This window comes from Shewanella sp. SM101, from assembly GCF_025654465.1.
Taxonomy (GTDB): Bacteria; Pseudomonadota; Gammaproteobacteria; order Enterobacterales; family Shewanellaceae; genus Shewanella; species Shewanella oncorhynchi.
In genome coordinates, this window is record NZ_JAKKRH010000003.1 from 92,835 (window position 1) to 109,486 (window position 16,652).

The 16,652-nt window shown below is 45.1% G+C and carries 14 protein-coding genes and 1 pseudogene; all 15 read right to left on the reverse strand.

The annotated features are described in order from the left end of the window. Window positions 1–272: 272 nt before the first annotated feature. A pseudogene (locus L5M38_RS02475) lies at window positions 273–1,184 on the reverse strand (alpha/beta hydrolase). Between the two features lie 54 nt (window positions 1,185–1,238). Next, on the reverse strand, window positions 1,239–2,384 hold the full coding sequence (locus L5M38_RS02480) for an HDOD domain-containing protein (protein ID WP_263178224.1): 1,146 nt from the start codon (window positions 2,382–2,384) through the stop codon (window positions 1,239–1,241). Between the two features lie 205 nt (window positions 2,385–2,589). After that, entirely contained in the window at window positions 2,590–5,070 is a 2,481-nt protein-coding gene (locus L5M38_RS02485; RefSeq protein WP_263178225.1) for a S9 family peptidase, read from the reverse strand. Window positions 5,071–5,249: 179 nt separating this feature from the next. Beyond that, window positions 5,250–5,834, reverse strand: a complete 585-nt coding sequence (locus L5M38_RS02490; protein WP_263178226.1) for an anthranilate synthase component II — start codon at window positions 5,832–5,834, stop codon at window positions 5,250–5,252. A gap of 178 nt (window positions 5,835–6,012) precedes the next feature. Beyond that, entirely contained in the window at window positions 6,013–6,450 is a 438-nt protein-coding gene (locus L5M38_RS02495) for a ClpXP protease specificity-enhancing factor (protein ID WP_263178227.1), read from the reverse strand. Continuing rightward, window positions 6,450–7,079 (reverse strand): stringent starvation protein SspA, encoded by a 630-nt coding sequence (gene sspA / locus L5M38_RS02500; protein ID WP_006080065.1) that lies wholly within the window; start codon window positions 7,077–7,079, stop codon window positions 6,450–6,452. Before sspA ends, L5M38_RS02495 begins: the two co-directional genes overlap by 1 nt. A gap of 96 nt (window positions 7,080–7,175) precedes the next feature. Then, entirely contained in the window at window positions 7,176–7,874 is a 699-nt protein-coding gene (locus tag L5M38_RS02505) for a cytochrome c1 (protein WP_105250273.1), read from the reverse strand. Further along, window positions 7,874–9,088, reverse strand: a complete 1,215-nt coding sequence (locus tag L5M38_RS02510; RefSeq protein WP_105250274.1) for a cytochrome b — start codon at window positions 9,086–9,088, stop codon at window positions 7,874–7,876. Before L5M38_RS02510 ends, L5M38_RS02505 begins: the two co-directional genes overlap by 1 nt. Beyond that, a complete protein-coding gene (petA, locus tag L5M38_RS02515) occupies window positions 9,088–9,678 on the reverse strand; it encodes a ubiquinol-cytochrome c reductase iron-sulfur subunit (protein WP_006080059.1) in 591 nt (196 codons plus the stop codon). Before petA ends, L5M38_RS02510 begins: the two co-directional genes overlap by 1 nt. Window positions 9,679–10,048: 370 nt before the next feature. Continuing rightward, window positions 10,049–10,942 carry a protease modulator HflC gene (gene hflC, locus L5M38_RS02520; protein WP_113939145.1) on the reverse strand — a complete coding sequence of 298 codons (894 nt, stop codon included), beginning with the start codon at window positions 10,940–10,942 and terminating at the stop codon, window positions 10,049–10,051. A 3-nt stretch (window positions 10,943–10,945) separates the two neighbouring features. Beyond that, window positions 10,946–12,085, reverse strand: a complete 1,140-nt coding sequence (gene hflK / locus L5M38_RS02525) for an FtsH protease activity modulator HflK (protein ID WP_028761770.1) — start codon at window positions 12,083–12,085, stop codon at window positions 10,946–10,948. A 36-nt stretch (window positions 12,086–12,121) separates the two neighbouring features. Next, window positions 12,122–13,429 carry a ribosome rescue GTPase HflX gene (gene hflX, locus L5M38_RS02530; protein ID WP_028761769.1) on the reverse strand — a complete coding sequence of 436 codons (1,308 nt, stop codon included), beginning with the start codon at window positions 13,427–13,429 and terminating at the stop codon, window positions 12,122–12,124. A 23-nt stretch (window positions 13,430–13,452) separates the two neighbouring features. Next, the gene (hfq, locus tag L5M38_RS02535; RefSeq protein ID WP_006084207.1) at window positions 13,453–13,725 is read right to left on the reverse strand and encodes an RNA chaperone Hfq; all 273 of its coding nucleotides are present in this window, start codon (window positions 13,723–13,725) and stop codon (window positions 13,453–13,455) included. Between the two features lie 92 nt (window positions 13,726–13,817). Further along, entirely contained in the window at window positions 13,818–14,744 is a 927-nt protein-coding gene (gene miaA / locus L5M38_RS02540; protein ID WP_263178228.1) for a tRNA (adenosine(37)-N6)-dimethylallyltransferase MiaA, read from the reverse strand. Then, complete coding sequence (gene mutL / locus L5M38_RS02545; RefSeq protein WP_411569297.1) at window positions 14,737–16,650, reverse strand: DNA mismatch repair endonuclease MutL; 1,914 nt, start codon at window positions 16,648–16,650, stop codon at window positions 14,737–14,739. Before mutL ends, miaA begins: the two co-directional genes overlap by 8 nt. Window positions 16,651–16,652: the final 2 nt, after the last annotated feature.

Consider the following 16,652-nt stretch of genomic DNA (forward strand, 5'->3'; position numbering starts at 1 on the left):
GCACCGTCAGAGTCCCATAGGTATCTTTATCTAGAGTTAGTGATACTGGGATTGCTTGTGTCTATTAATAACCATTATTAGCGAAAATGTGATCAAAATACCAGTTTTTCACAAACATCAATCCACGCACTTCCACCCAAAGTGCATAAAGATTGCAGTTTAAGAACTATACAAGCGGTTAAGCCCGTGGCTTACAGCATAATTAGTCAGAAAAAAAGTTATTTACCCCTCATTTTGCTAGCTATTCACTGAATGTGAATAACTACACCATTTTAACGAATCAAGTGTGAAAGCACAAAATGGCCAATTTTCGACCTCACTTCAAGGGCTTCGGGTAATAAATTGAACAGAGGAAACACATGGGGCATGTTAGGGTAAAAGCAGCCCGTTATCTCACCACCACAGGCTTTTATTTGGGCGACTAAACGTTCAGAATCCTGTAATAATAACTCCCGCGTACCCGCAATCACTAAGATAGGCGGCAGGTCTGCCAAGTTCCCCTGTAAGGGGGAAACTTTTGCCGACATAGGATCGGCCCCCGCAAGATAAGCGCCACGTAAGCGCAGCAATGCCTATATGGTGAAGAAGGGATCGTCGGCTGCGAGTATCAACTCAGTATCCCCCGTAAGAGCTAAGTCTAACGCGGGCGATAGTAAGATACAGGCGGTCGGTAAAGGCAGGCCTAAACGCTTTAATTCCAGCAACAAACTCAGGGCTAAATTGCCGCCTGCCGAGTCACCCATGAGGATCAAATTCTCCGTGCCTTTCAGCTCAATTAACCGCCTATAGGCTTCAAGCACATCATCAAATGGTGCGGGGAAAGGATACTCAGGTGCAAGACGATAATCAGGAATATAAGCATCTAATTGACAACGCTGGCAGATATCTGCGACCAGTCTTGCATGGGCATGGGGCGTTTTAAAACAGAAGCCTCCGCCACGGATATAAAATAGATTTCCAAGGCGAGGAGGTTCGTTGAGAAGCACATAATGTAACAAGTTTGAGTGTTGTAAGGGGATGGTAGCGCTGACTAACTTATCCGGCCAAGGGAGCCAGCGTCTATCAAGCTCAAGCAACTTTTCACGCACTTGCGCTAAGGGCATTTTGGCCTGTCCACGACTGATGGATGGCCTAGCGACATAGGATAAAATGGTATTTAGTACAGATGCTTGCCAGCTTGGCATATCCCTTCCTCTACTTAAACGCCGCAATCATGGCGCTACGTAGCAGACCGAGGATTACAGCAGATCTAACTTCCTATAGTTTTGTGCTTTTAAGCGCAGAACTTCTTGCTCAGTTAACTCATAATAATCAAACATTAAGCGCTTTTCTTGGGGATCGATTTGACGCATTTCTTCGAGTAATACCACCTTAGCATAACAGTTTGCCCGCGCGACTAATGCCGACTGAGGCGACAATTCTCGATAGCTTAAGGTTTGGTCTAACTCCTTTAACAACCGAGTTAAGGGACTCGCTTCAAACTTAAGTAACTCTAATAATTGCCAATTAAGTTTAAGACCATGGCTTAACACTTGTTCAAACACGGCCTTAGCAGGAAACTCAGTGGCAATCACCGCATCATACACTTCCTTATCACGGCTGCTACTGGCTTCTCTTATCCAAGATCCCCATGTTTGGTCGAATAAACGGGCACTTAAACTCAATACAACGGATGTACCTAACTGATTAAGTAAGGCACTACTATAAACCAAGGCTGAGTCAGTATTATGAAGCTGAGCTAAAGCATTGGCCGCTATGCCACTGACTATGCTGTAGCGCCATAATTTACGGGTAGTCCATAACAACTTAGCATTGCCACTAGGAAGCCAATTTCGCAAACAAAAGTAAGGGATAATGGTGCGAAGGTTTTCGATACCGATGTAATTCATCACTAATTTGATATCAGTGACCCGCACATCTGAGCTCTGAGACCGGCGAGCGCGAAAAGATGGGCTGTTGACCATGTTGGTTAAGTCGCGGCACAACCAACTTAAGTTACTGATCAGCGGTCTTAATCGCGTTGCATCGAGATTTTTTGCCAGCAATAATTCCAGCAAGAGGATTTGCGACTCATTGATATCTGACTTAGCCAGAACAGATTCAGGGGACGCGAGTTGATGCTCGATGGCGTTAATGACAGTTTCATGCAACTGGCTCGATACGGCTTCAAACACTTCTTTAGCTTTAATTTGTTTCATGAAACGCACCAAAATCGCTTCGCGTTCAACATCTAACTTATTTGCATCGGCCTCTAATTCAAGGTCGAGTTCATCCAAAAGAGTCGGGCTCGCTTTTTGCTTTCCGAGGATCAATTGTTGATAGAGTCTATGTTCTATCTCTATAATTTTGCCGGGTCTTACACCGCCCGCAACCGAAATCGCCACTATAAATCTTTCCTATATCGCTAATACCCGAGTGACGTCAACACAATCAAACTCTCAAAATCATTACAATTTCAGCACATACACTTAATCTTAGCAATAATGCAAAGTCGCAGAACGCAAACAAAGAGTTATATCGGATATTTCCTAGTCAGTTACCCAATAAAAAGGCCTCGACTAGGAGACCTTTAACAGAAATCGAACTGATTTATTTGAGTTCTTGTTCAAATAACTTATAGATGCGGCGGTATTCATCTAACCAGCTAGAAGGTTGACGGAAACCATGGGGCTCGACAGGATAAATCGCCATTTCAAAGGTTGGTTTTTCCAGTTCAATGAGGCGCTGTACCATACGCACACTGTCTTGGAAGAAAACGTTGTCGTCCATTACGCCACTCATGATAAGCAGTGGCTTAGTTAATCCTTGAGCATGCTCAATCGGAGAGCTGCGCTCATAGGCGATAGGATCGACATCAGGCGTATTTAAGATGTTGGAGGTATAAGGCGCATTATAATGTGCCCAGTCCGCCACAGGACGCAATGCAGCTCCAGCTTGGAACAAGTCCGGCGCGGTAAACAAAGACATGAAGGTTAAGAACCCACCGTAAGAGCCACCATAAGTCCCGACACGCTTAGTATCGACATGGGTATGAGCAGCCATCCACGTCACGCCATCCTTTAAGTCTTCCACTTCTGGATGACCCATATTACGATAAATAGCAGTGCGCCAATCTCGGCCGTAACCTTTAGAGCCACGGTAATCCATGTCCATCACAACATAACCTTGTTGAGTCAGCAGGTTGTGGAACATAAACTCGCGAAAATAACCGCTAAAACCATAATCGGCATTCTGCAGATAACCTGCGCCGTGATTGAAAATCACCGCAGGATATTTCTCAGCGCGGGACTTATCATAGCCTTGCGGCAGATAAACTCGAGCGTACACATTGCCAGCACCATGATTTGAAGGTACAGCTACCACTTCTGGCGCTTGCCATGGGTAATTTTTGAAGGCATCACTGGTATAAGACGTCAGCTGCTTTAACTCGCCGCCAATGGGTTGAACATAAAGCTCATTTGGCTGAGTACGGCGTGAAGCATTGAGTAATAGCTGAGTGCCATCGGGGCTTAAGCTGTAATCTAAGTTGCCATCCCACTGAGTTAATTGCTCATTTTTACCTGTGGCAAGATTCACGCGGTGAACATTATAAATGCCGGGGTGACTCTGATTCGCTTTGTAATAGATGTAATTGGCATCCGGTGACAGCGTAATATCACTCACCACAAACTTGCCTTGGGTTAACGCACGCGGCTTTTCGCCTTGAGCTTTAATATAAAGCTGCGAATAACCGGACTCTTCTGACAAGTAATACAAGGTATCCGTATCCGGTAACCAACCGAATTGGTTGTAGTCGTAATTCACCCATGCATCATCATGTAAACGATGTTCGGTAATAAATTTACCCTTAGCAAGATCGACACTAGCGATCCAGCGATCTTTGTTATCAGTTGCTTCTAGCATCAGGGCTAATTTATTTTCCGACTCATGCCATTGAATCGCACTCTGAGTCCAGCCCCAATCCTGCATCAACTGAATTTTACGTGGCGATTTAGTGCTTTGATAAGTTTCGCCTTTTGCTTTAGCATTTTCAGCTTTCACTTTGGCTAGCACATCCTCATCAAAACCAGTAAGGCCCTCGATTGTGATATCGACTTTTTTATGTTGGTTTAAATCAAGCACAACAAAACGTTGCCCTGGTGGCGTATCTTCAGCCACGCGCGCGCGCACTGGCACTGGGTCGATATAACCTTCACTACCTAAGTAATTAGGCATGATGTCGTGTTCGCTGCTACCTGTGTAATTTTTATCTGTAAGAGCGACTAAAATATAGCGGCCATCGGGTGATAAACTCAGCTCTGACACCACTTCGCTATCGCCTAAATACCAAGTGCTGGCGGCGAGCGTTGGATCGTTTTTTTGTAATTCATCTTGGTACTGCGCTTTAGCTTTAGCATTTTCTTGCTGCAGCGCTACATACTGAATCAATCTGTGCTGTTGTTTCGCAATATAAGACGTCGGCTCTTTTACCGCTTCTGGTGCTTTCGCCATTTTAATTTCAGCAAGTTGCTCGACTAAGCCTGAATCTTGATGAATTTGGAAAACATTGTCGCCCTGCCAATAGGCAATATCGCCATTATTGAGATAACGCACACCATCAATGGCGCTACGCTGGCGAGTCAATTGGCTGATCTTACACGTGCTTAATTGCTTAACAAAAATGTTGCCCTGATACAGATATGCCTTGTGGGACTTAGTGCGATCAAACACGCCAAACTGCTGATCTGCCGCATGTAACTTATCGAGAGCTAGCTCGACGGCGCGACTATCATTGATGCCTTGCTGATAATAGCTACGCAGAGGTGAAGCACTCGCTTGGCGGGCAAACAGCACGCTTTGGCTATCGTCGCTCCAGTAAGCCTCTTTAGCGAAAACCCCCATCCAATCGGGGTTTGCCATAATTTGATTAAGCGTAAGCGCCTGTGAAACTTGTGGCGGTTGGGCTAAGGGAACTTGGAATGCTGGCGGAGCTATTACGGGAGTTGCAGTTTCAGTCGATGTCGCTGCGCACCCTGCCAATACGGCAACCGCTAACGCACTAAAACCCAAAGTTCGCATTACGCTTCTCATTTATCCTTCCTTTTATTGTTATCGCAATGGCTAAATGACCCAGTCTACTTATCTGCTGGTTTCGCCTATTCGCGTAGTTTTGCGGCAGTTATAGCATAGTTAATCGCTAAACTTGCTTAAAAGAAGGATAAATCTTGTAACAGAAATTGATAGTGTGGAGAGTTTTTAAGGCGAGGAAATTATACGGGCACAGCCGGTTGCGCTAAAAAATTGGCTAACAGTTCGAGACCTTGCTCGGTGAGAATTGATTCGGGATGAAATTGCACCCCATAAAGTGGTAAGTCTTGATGGCTCATGGCCATGATTTCTCGGCCGTGAATTACATCGTCAAACCAAGCATCGAGTACAAAACCTTCAGGCACAGCATCAACCAGTAACGAGTGATAACGTGTCACGGTTAAAGGCTGATTTAATCCCTTAAATAACCGCTGTCCAGTGTGCGTAATTGCACTGACCTTGCCGTGCATCACCCGTTCAGCACGCACCACATTGGCACCAAAAACCTGCGCCATCGCCTGATGCCCTAAACAGACACCTAAGATTGGCATGCGCGCAGCAAAATGTTCAATCGCCGCAAGGGAAATTCCCGCCTCATTAGGTGTGCAAGGTCCGGGCGAAATCACCAGATGACTAGGCGCAAGCGCCTCGATGTCGGCTAGGCTAATTTCGTCATTACGCTTAACCACTATCTCTTGCCCTAGCTGCTGAAAATACTGCACTAAGTTAAAGGTAAAAGAGTCGTAATTATCGATCATTAGCAACATACAAGATCCATTGGTCTAAATGGGTAAAGGTAACGCATATCTAACGGATGAATGCGGGCGCAAATGCTATCACACCTTGTACTTAAGGTTTAACCAATTACGGCGATAAAATACAGCGACAAAAAAGCCAGTCATTAGACTGGCTTAGCTTTTAAATGACTTGGGCATTTCACCACAATTATTTAACCACAGTTAAATGACTGCGGCGTTTAGGGGGCTCATCTGTCGGTTCAAACACTTTATCTGTTGTTTCAACGGCAGATAAAGATGAATCGACTTCATCGTCCACCAGGTAAGCATCTTCGATATCGAAGACAGTGCCAGCACCGTTTTCACGGGCATAAATAGCGACAATCGACGCCATTGGCAACATAACCTGCTGAGGAACACCACCAAAACGCGCATTGAACTCCACACACTCATTGCTAATTTGCAAATTGCCCACTGCGCCAGCAGCGATATTCAACACTATCTGGCCATCCTTCACGTATTGTTGCGGTACTTGAGTGCCTTCAACAAAGGCATCCACCACAACGTGAGGAGTCAATTGGTTGTCCATCAACCAATCATAGTAAGCCCTTAGTAAATAAGGACGATTTGGAGTCAAAGGTTTCATTACATACCCATGCGCATTTCGCGTTCGGCTTCAGTTAAAGAAGCTTTAAACGATTCACGCTCAAAAATACGTGTCATATACGCTTTGATATCTTTAGCTACACGGCTATCTAGCTCAATACCTAATACAGGTAAGCGCCACAACAATGGGCCAAGATAGCAATCCGCTAGACCAAATTCTTCGCTCATGAAGTAAGGCACTTCACCGAAGATAGGCGCAATTGCGATCAGGCTTTCAGTCAACTCTTTACGAGCCGCTTCAACACGATCACCTTTACGGATACGGTCAACAAGCGAATACCAGTCAGTATCGATGCGATGCATCATCAAACGGCTTTGGCCGCGAGACACTGGATAAACTGGCATCAAAGGCGGATGAGGAAAACGCTCATCCAAATATTCCATGATAATGCGTGATTCGTATAAAACGAGTTCACGGTCTACCAAAGTTGGCACTGAGTTATATGGATTTACTTCGAGCAAATCCTCAGGCATTTCGTTAGGGTCGACCTGTAAAACATCAACAGTAACCCCTTTCTCAGCTAACACGATACGTACTTGATGGCTATACAGATCATCAGCACCTGAAAACAGTGTCATGATAGAGCGTTTGTTGGCAGCAACAGCCATTGATACCCTCCAGAATCGAAATAAAACAAAAGTAAACGAGGGGCAAAGCCCCCCGTTTACACTATGCGGATATTACATTTTACCCGTTATTGGTGCCTAGTGTACATCTTTCCAATACTCTTTCTTCAAGAGGTAGGCCACAATAAAGAATATAAATAGGAATCCGAGTACCCACCAGCCCATAGCTTGACGCTCTAGCTTAACAGGTTCAGCCGAATAAACTAAGAAGCCAGTGATATCACGTACTGCTTGGTCGTATTCTTCCGCATTCAATTTACCGCCAGTCACCACAATAGTGCCATCTTCTTGTTTAACTGGTGTGCCTTGTAACTCTTCAAGTACATGTGGCATACCAACAGATGGGAATACTGTGTTATTCACACCAAATGGGCGACTTGGATCTTTATAGAAGCCTTTCAGATAGGAATAAACCCAATCTTCACCACGCACGCGAGCAACTAAAGTTAAGTCTGGCGGTGTAGCACCAAACCATTTAGCAGCATCTTTAGGTGGAATAGCGTTTTGCATCAACTCACCAATTTTAGCATCGGTGAACATATACTTATTACGCATATCATCCGCAGAGATACCGATATCGGTCGCTACACGTTCATAACGTTGATACTGAGTGCTGTGGCAACCAGAACAGTAATGTTGGAACAGGTCCACACCACGCTCTAAAGAAGCTTTATCATGCAGATCAACATTGGCATCTTCTAAATGAATTTTATGTCCGCTCGCGGCCATAGCCAACGTCGGCAACAAGGTAACTAATGCAATCAATAATTTTTTCATTAGTGTGTCAACCTCGCTGGAACAGGTTTAGTTTTTTCATTCTTGCTGTATACCCACAGCGCCACAAAGAAACCAAAGTAAGTGAAAGTAAACACCTGTGCAACTATCGTCAGCGTCGGCGTGGCAGGCACTACCCCTAAATAACCCAATACTATGAAAGATATAGCAAATTGAGCAATATTCAGCTTATGTAGCGTACTACGGTAGCGAACTGATTTCACTTTACAGCGATCTAACCAAGGCAATACGAACAGTACTGCAATCGATAGACCCATCATTATCACGCCACCCAATTTATCAGGCACAGCACGTAAAATGGCGTAAAAAGGAGTGAAGTACCAAACGGGTGCAATGTGTTCAGGAGTCTTCATCGAGTTAGCCGCTTCAAAGTTTGGCTTTTCAAGGAAGTAACCACCGCCTTCAGGAATAAAGAACAACACATAGCAGAACACTATCAGGAAGCCCGCGACGCCCATGATGTCTTTTACAGTGTAATATGGGTGGAATGGAATACCGTCAACTGGCCAGCCATTTTCGTCTTTGTTCTTCTTGATTTCGATACCGTCAGGGTTGTTAGAACCCACTTCATGCAGCGCAATTAAGTGTAAAAACACGAGTACGACTAATACTAGCGGCAGAGCAATCACGTGCAGCGCAAAGAAACGGTTCAGCGTTGCGCCAGAGATCACGTAGTCACCACGGATCCACAGGGTTAAGTCGTCACCAATAACTGGAATCGCACCGAACAGAGAGATAATTACCTGCGCGCCCCAATATGACATTTGACCCCATGGCAGCAAATAACCCATAAAGGCCTCGGCCATCAACACGAGGAAAATTAACATACCGAACAGCCACAGTAGTTCTCTAGGCTTCTGATATGAACCGTAAATTAAACCACGGAACATGTGCAGATAGATGACAACGAAGAAGGCTGATGCACCCGTTGAGTGCATATAACGCAGCAACCAACCGTATTCAACATCACGCATTATGTATTCAACAGAGGCAAATGCGCCTTCTGCTGTTGGTACATAGTTCATCGTCAACCAGATACCTGTCAGTAATTGGTTAACCAATACCAACATCGCTAGCGAACCGAAAAAATACCAAAAGTTAAAGTTAGTTGGCGTAGCGTATTGGCCCACGTGACGGTTATAAGTCGCCGTCATTGGGATACGCGCATCAATCCAATTAATTAAATTCTTAACCATTACGCCACTCCTTTATCTACACCGATAATCACGGTGCCATCATCAACGTATTGATGTGGAGGGATAACTAGGTTCAATGGAGCTGGTACGCCTTGGAAAACGCGACCAGCCATATCGAACTTAGAGCCATGACATGGACAGAAGAAACCAGAAGTGACACCTTCAACTTGCTCACCAAATGAATCTGGCAAATAAGTAGGTGAACATCCGAGGTGGGTACAAATACCGACAGCAATAAAATACTCTGGCTTAATTGAGCGCAAAGGATTTGTTGCATAATCAGGCTGCTGCATCTCAGCAGAAGCAGGATCTCTTAACTTATCATCATGTGTTGGCAGTTCATTGATCACAGCATCTGTGCGACGGACAACCCATACAGGTTTTCCACGCCACTCAACACGGATCAGCTGACCTGGCTCTACTTTACTGATATTTACTTCGACCGGTGCACCTGCAGCTTTCGCTTTGGCACTCGGATTCCATGACTTGATGAAAGGAACCGCTACAGCGACGGCACCAGCACCACCTACTACGGCGGTTGCGGCTGTCAGGAATCTGCGACGTCCGGTATCGACTGGCGCATTGCTCATCCACTTATCTCCCAGAGGGTGTTGGAATTTTTATATTTCAAAGACTTTCAGCCCTTAGTCATCACTAGGGTCAAAAATCGAAGTTTGAAGCGGGGCTCATTATAGCTAAAAATTAGAAGCAGATCATAGTGAAAACACGCAAGTAAGTTAGGGAGATTGCGTGTTTTTTAAAAAAAGCCTAAAAAAGACCCAACTATTAACCCATTTTAATTCATTTGGATCATATTTTAAGCTTCTTGTCTGTGATATCGGCATAAAGCATGCATCGCTAATATAAATTAGCCCAGACTTTTCAAACTAAGTTAACAATCGCCAGATAAAAAAATAGGCCCTGAGTAACAGGACCTATTAAATGAATACTTTTAATGTATTACTTCTTAGGTGCAGTGCTCTTCATATACTTGAAGAACTCGCTATCAGGCTCTAACACCATAATATCGGACTTGCCTGAGAAGCTGGCTCGATAAGCCTCTAAGCTACGAACAAAACCGAAGAACTCAGCATCTTTGTTGTAAGCATCAGAATATATCTTCGCTGCTAACGCATCCCCTTCACCTCGAATGGTTAAGGCTTTACGTTCAGCTTCGGCAATCTTCACCGTCACATTAGCATCTATTGTTGCACGAATAATTTCAGACTGTTCTTTACCTTGCGCTCTATGCTCTTTTGCCACAGCTTGACGCTCTGCACGCATACGCTGGTAAATACTGTTACTGACGTTAGCCGGTAGATTGATTTGCTTTACACGCACATCAACAACTTCAATACCTAAGTCTTTTGCACTTTCTGAGGCATTGGATAACGCATCATTTTGCAGTTCATCACGCTTACCAGAAACAATCTCTCTGATAGTGCGACGACCAAACTCTGTGCGTAAATCGTTGTTGATCTTACGTTGTAATAGCGATTCTGCATTCGACTTAATACCACCGTTTGTAGACAGGTAATATTTTTCGAAATCCATAATGCGCCACTTCACATAGGAATCGACCATAAGGTCTTTCTTCTCTGAAGTCACAAAACGATCAGCTGCACCATCGAGTGTCTGAATACGGGCATCGAGTAATTTTACTTTATCGATCACAGGCACTTTCATGTGCAGGCCTGGGCCGTAGACGCGGGTGACTTGCTTACCGTCAACGTCGTCTTTTAAAATTTCACCGAAACGCGCCACAATAGCGCGCTCGCCTTCATTCACCACCATTAAAGATGACAAACCAATACCTAAGAGCACGGCGATAAGAATAACGCTTAATCTACCCATGGATTACTCCCTCCCTTGGCGAGTACGATCATCGCGGGATGGACGTCCACTCAAAGGCTCATTCGCGCGAGTCGTTGATACAGATGAAGAATTAACATTTTGCTGTGGCTTAGCTTCCAGCTCATTTGTCGCAGGCTTCTGCTGAATTAACTTATCTAGCGGTAGGTACATTAAGTTGCCGTTGTTCTTAGCATCAATCAGCACTTTATTCGTATCTGTCATCACTTGCTGCATTGTATCAAGATACAAACGCTTACGAGTCACTTCAGGCGCAGCTTGATACTCTGGTAATAACAACTCAAAACGAGCCACTTTACCGCGAGCTTCTAAGACTTCACGCTCTTTGTAAGCATTCGCTTGTTGCGCCATACGTTCAACTTCACCACGAGCTTTTGGTTCAATTTCACGGGCATAAGCTTCAGCTTCACGAATAAAACGTTGTTCATCTTCTTGGGCAGAAATCGCATCATCGAAGGCGTCTTTCACTTCTTCTGGCGGACGTGCCGGTAAGAAGTTAACGTCAACAACAGCAAGACCCAATTTGTACGGTTCAAGAATGCGCTCTAACTCTTTCCACGTATCGCGACGAATAGCATCACGGCCCGTAGTCAGAATATCATCCATCTTGTTATGTCCAATGACATAACGCAGTGCACTGTCAGTCGCTTCACGCAAACTGGCGTTCGCATCGACGGCACTAAATAGATATGAGTAAGCATCTAAAATACGATACTGAACATCAAGCTCAACTTTCACGACGTTTTCATCGGATGTCAGCATGCTACCAGACGCAGGAATAGAGCGAACCGATTGAATGTCGACGGGATAAATTTGGTCGATAAATGTGGCTTTCCAATGAAGTCCAGGGCCAATTTCGCCAGCGTGTTTACCAAATCGCAGTGCCACACCACGCTCAGCTTCTTTAATTGTATAAAAACCCGAAAGTCCCCAAACAACTACAGCAACAGCAAGAATGATGATTAGGCTAAACGAACTAAAAGACTGGCCAGAGCCATTTCCTTTGCCGCCAAAGCGCTTTGAAAGATTACGAAAAACCTCGTCAAGGTCCGGTGGTCCTTTGTCGTTACCACCTTTATTTCCCCAAGGATCATTACCCTTGTTACCGGGCTCGTTCCAAGCCATTTAGCACTCCATAAGTGGATGAAATAAATTAGATTATTAACAAACAGCTTCATCTATCGAATCTTCGAAGATGAAGGTTTCTAACTCACCCTGACTCTGTTTTGTTAATCGGCGCCAATCGGCGTCCGATAAACGAACAGACAAAATACAGTTCCCCAGATCGTCGTACTCTTTCTGCTGTATCGCATCCAGTCGATAAAACTGGCCAAGATAATGTCCAGCAGTTGCCGGAATTCTAAGTGTTAGCTCTTTAATCACCTCACCAATAAGCTCAGTGATGGCTTTCAAGAGCAAATCAAATCCTAAACGCTTCTGTGCTGACACCCAAACTCGAACGGGTTTGCCTATGTCGTTATATTCAATTCTTGGCGTCACATCTTCGAGTAAATCGATTTTGTTACAGACCACGAGTTGCATGACTTCATCGGCTTGGATGTCTTTCAGTACAGATTGAACCTGATCAAAATTATCCGCCATGTTTTCATCTGCACAATCAACTATGTGTAGTAATAACTCAGCTTGCCTTGTCTCTTGTAAGGTTGCCTTAAATGCAGCAACGAGATCATGGGGCAAATGACGAATAAACCCGACAGTATCCGCTAATATCACGGCACCATCAGGTAAATCTAACTTTCTTAGCGTAGGATCGAGTGTGGCAAATAGCTGATCTGCAGCATAAACATCAGATGATGTTAGGGCATTAAACAGCGTTGATTTACCCGCGTTTGTGTAGCCGACTAATGAAACTGTCGACAAATCACTACGCTTACGTGCACGTCGACTCTGTTCACGTTGCTTATCAACTCGCTCTAAGCGTTTGTTGATATTTTTAATCCGTCCTCTGAGCAAACGTCTATCGGTTTCGAGCTGGGTTTCCCCTGGACCACGTAAACCAATACCGCCCTTTTGCCTTTCAAGATGCGTCCAACCACGGATCAGGCGAGTCGACATATGGCGCAATTGCGCTAGCTCCACCTGTAACTTACCTTCGTGAGTTCGCGCTCTTTGGGCAAAAATATCGAGAATAAGTGTCGTACGGTCGAGCACTCGACACTGACACACTTGCTCAAGATTACGCTCTTGGGCTGGACTCAATGCATGATTAAAAATCACCACATTGGCTTCAGTCGCCGCCACTAATGCAGCTAACTCTTCGGCTTTACCAGAACCCACAAAAAATTTGCGATCCGGTGAACGTCGACTTCCAGTAATCACCCCGACTGATCTTGCCCCAGCTGATTCTACTAATAGCTGCAGCTCGACTAAATCTTCTCGGCGTTCCTCATCGGAAAAGTCGATATGGACAAGAACCGCAGTTTCTCCCGCCTCATAACGATCAAACAAGAAGCAAACTCCTCAGATAATACTTATTCGCCACTAGGCGCATCATCTTGAGCACCATATCCGCCTTGGGCATTTTGGTGACCAGTAACGTTGAATGGGCGTGCTGGCACGACAGTAGAAATAGCGTGTTTATAAACCATTTGGCTCACTGTATTTTTCAACAGAATGACAAATTGATCAAACGACTCTACCTGTCCTTGGAGTTTAATGCCGTTAACCAAGTAAATTGATACAGGAACGCGCTCGCGACGCAATGCGTTCAAAAATGGGTCTTGTAAAGATTGCCCCTTAGCCATTTTATTATTTCCTTTTTAATTTATATAAAATAAATCGATATCAGTGATAGTTTTTTGTTTAGTTTTAGTATTATACAGCAAGGGCTAATAAGCTAGCGGCATTGACGCATAAGTATAACTAAATTCCCCTCAGCACCACTTTCAAGCCAATTCAACTCTGGCCAACTCCGCAACCATGTTAATTGACGCTTAGCCAATTGCCTAGTAGCAGCAACCGCTTTTTCGACCATAGTATCATAGTCAAACTCACCATCTAGGTATTGCCAGCACTGTCGGTAACCGACACAACGCATTGAAGGCAAGTCTAAATGCAAGTCTCCACGGGCTTTTAGCTCTGTGACTTCCTCAATAAAGCCATGTTTGAGCATAAGCGCAAAACGTTGCGCTATTAAGTCATGTAACACTTTGCGCTCGCGCGGTGCAATAGCAAACTGCACTACGTCATAGGGCAAGGGGGCTGACTTGGTCTGAGTCAACTCAGTCATGCTCTTGCCGCTTATTCTATAGACTTCCAGCGCTCTTGAAAGTCTTTGTGGATCATTAGGATGAATTCTTTCTGCCGACACGGGATCTATCTCCCTTAATTGGTCATGCAGTGCTTCCCATCCCTTTTCATCCGCCTCCGCTTGGATCTCGGCTCTAATGGCCTCATCCGCACTCGGCAAAGGTGACAAACCTTCGAGTAACGCTTTGAAATACATCATGGTTCCGCCAACTAATACTGGCGTTTTCCCCATGCTGACAATCTCTTCTATCTGGGCTATTGCATCGGCTCTAAAGTCGGCTGCCGAATAGCTTTCACTGGGATCACGAATATCAATTAATCTGTGCGGCCCGCGAGCCAGTTCGTCTGCTGAAGGCTTGGCACTGCCAATGTCCATACCACGATAAATCAATGCCGAATCGACCGAAATAATTTCACAGTTATGCTTTTCGGCCAATTCTAATGCTAAAGCTGTCTTACCTGAGGCCGTTGGCCCCATCAAAAATAACACTTTAGGCAGTAATTCTTTATTCACTTGCTTGCTCTTCTAGCCACGATTGCCAAGGTAAGAATATCGCTTTGTTGGCAATAAGCTGTTTTTTCTCTTCCGCTAACTGCGAAAATGCTGCCCAGACTTCTGGTGCCGAAACGAATCCCGTTAAACTGTGTTTTGCCAACCAAAACGCCAATGCGCTCGGCGCAGGTGTTTCAAAACGTAGCGATTGTAGCCACTCAGGGATCACTTTGGCTAACTGGCTCTCTCTGATATATGGGGGCACTTTTTTAATAATCAACTGCTGGTAACGAATTGTTAGTTCTAAACCTAATTGGCGGATCAGCGTGTCATGTTCAGTGAGCACAGCCTGCCAATCCGCATCAGCCGCGACAGACACTGGCATCAATAAAGGCTGACCAATTAACCCAGTCGCTAGTTTAGCTTCAATCTCTTGGCATCGCGTCGCCAATGCTACTGATTTTATTGATAATAGACTGAGTTTATCTTCCGACGTCATCACCCAATATTGCCCATCTAATATCGATGGCATAGGTAATACAGGCTGATAAGCTTGATCTTTTACACTGTAAGAAGGGGTTTGCAGTAAAGCACCATAACTTGCTATTGCCGCCTTTGACGGTAATTCAGTACGTTGTCGAGATTCACCTGCAGAATAACTGCCACGGCTGCTGTCTCTTGGCATTGTCATGCTGCCAAAAGCATTGGTTTGAGTGCCAAAACTGGCGCCTTCTCGTCCTGCGCCTACAGACTTTACTTGAACTGCAGGGGCTACTGAATCTTGAGCAGACTCAAGTGTATCAGTTTGCGCATTAACTAGAGCTGAATTAGCGCCAAGTGCAAAAGGAACAGATATTTCAGCTGCGCTTGTTGGGGCATCCACAAACACATCTTCAACCTCATCCAAAGAACTAGAGTGAACGAAGTTAAGCTCTCCTGCTTCTTCCAGCGCCGATTGCAATGCTTGCAGAATATAATCATGCACATAGCGACTCTGATGGAATCGCACCTCATGCTTAGCGGGATGCACGTTAACATCCACTTGATGGGGATCGATATCCAACATCAGCACGTAGCCGGGTTGCTCAAGTTCTGCTTTTTGGGCAAAGGCTTGGCGCACTGCATGATTAACCAAGCGATCACGGATTAGGCGTCCATTGACATAAAAGTAATGGGTATCGCTGATAACCGGTGACCAAGGTGACTGCAAATAGCCACTGAGGCGCAAATCATCGTGTTGGCATTCAATCTTAAGCGCTTGCTCGGCAAATGGACGGCCACACACTTGCGTCAAACGCTGTAAATACTGGGCTTCATTCATGGCGGGACGATAATTACGTACTATCTTACCGTTATGCGTCAGCGTGAAATGGATATCGCCGCGCACTAATGCAATGCGCTTTAACCATTCATCGATATGAGTAAATTCGGTTTTGTCACTCTTTAAAAAGCGTCTGCGAGCCGGTGTATTAAAGAATAAATCCACCACTTCAATCGTCGAACCTACTGGATGCGCGGCGGGCATCACTTTAACTGCCATGTCGGCACCTTCTGCATGGGCTTGCCACGCTTCGGTTTGCTCAGCCGTGCGTGAAGTTAAAGTTAAACGTGAAACTGAGCTGATACTGGCTAGCGCTTCACCACGGAAACCAAAACTAAGGATAGCTTCAAGATCGTCTAAAGTGTGCAGCTTTGAGGTCGCATGGCGCGATAAGGCTAGCGCGAGTTCATCTTTAGGTATGCCAGAGCCGTTATCGCGAATTTTAATCAGCTTGCTGCCGCCTTTGTCGATTTCAATATCGACTCGGCTCGCTCCTGCGTCGAGGCAATTCTCGACCAATTCTTTGACTACGGAAGCGGGTCTCTCAACCACTTCCCCCGCCGCAATTTGGTTGGCTAATTGCGGAGGTAGGATCTGAATGCCCATCA

Bases quoted from the DNA above. Each gene is read 5' to 3' on its own strand.
- L5M38_RS02505 (WP_105250273.1), bottom strand. From the start codon at position 7,874: ATGAAAAAATTATTGATTGCATTAGTTACCTTGTTGCCGACGTTGGCT.
- sspA (WP_006080065.1), bottom strand. From the start codon at position 7,079: ATGGCTGTTGCTGCCAACAAACGCTCTATCATGACACTGTTTTCAGGT.
- hflK (WP_028761770.1), bottom strand. From the start codon at position 12,085: ATGGCTTGGAACGAGCCCGGTAACAAGGGTAATGATCCTTGGGGAAAT.
- L5M38_RS02485 (WP_263178225.1), bottom strand. From the start codon at position 5,070: ATGAGAAGCGTAATGCGAACTTTGGGTTTTAGTGCGTTAGCGGTTGCC.
- hfq (WP_006084207.1), bottom strand. From the start codon at position 13,725: ATGGCTAAGGGGCAATCTTTACAAGACCCATTTTTGAACGCATTGCGT.
- mutL (WP_411569297.1), bottom strand. From the start codon at position 16,650: ATGGGCATTCAGATCCTACCTCCGCAATTAGCCAACCAAATTGCGGCG.
- petA (WP_006080059.1), bottom strand. From the start codon at position 9,678: ATGAGCAATGCGCCAGTCGATACCGGACGTCGCAGATTCCTGACAGCC.
- L5M38_RS02495 (WP_263178227.1), bottom strand. From the start codon at position 6,450: ATGAAACCTTTGACTCCAAATCGTCCTTATTTACTAAGGGCTTACTAT.
- L5M38_RS02490 (WP_263178226.1), bottom strand. From the start codon at position 5,834: ATGTTGCTAATGATCGATAATTACGACTCTTTTACCTTTAACTTAGTG.
- hflC (WP_113939145.1), bottom strand. From the start codon at position 10,942: ATGGGTAGATTAAGCGTTATTCTTATCGCCGTGCTCTTAGGTATTGGT.
- L5M38_RS02510 (WP_105250274.1), bottom strand. From the start codon at position 9,088: ATGGTTAAGAATTTAATTAATTGGATTGATGCGCGTATCCCAATGACG.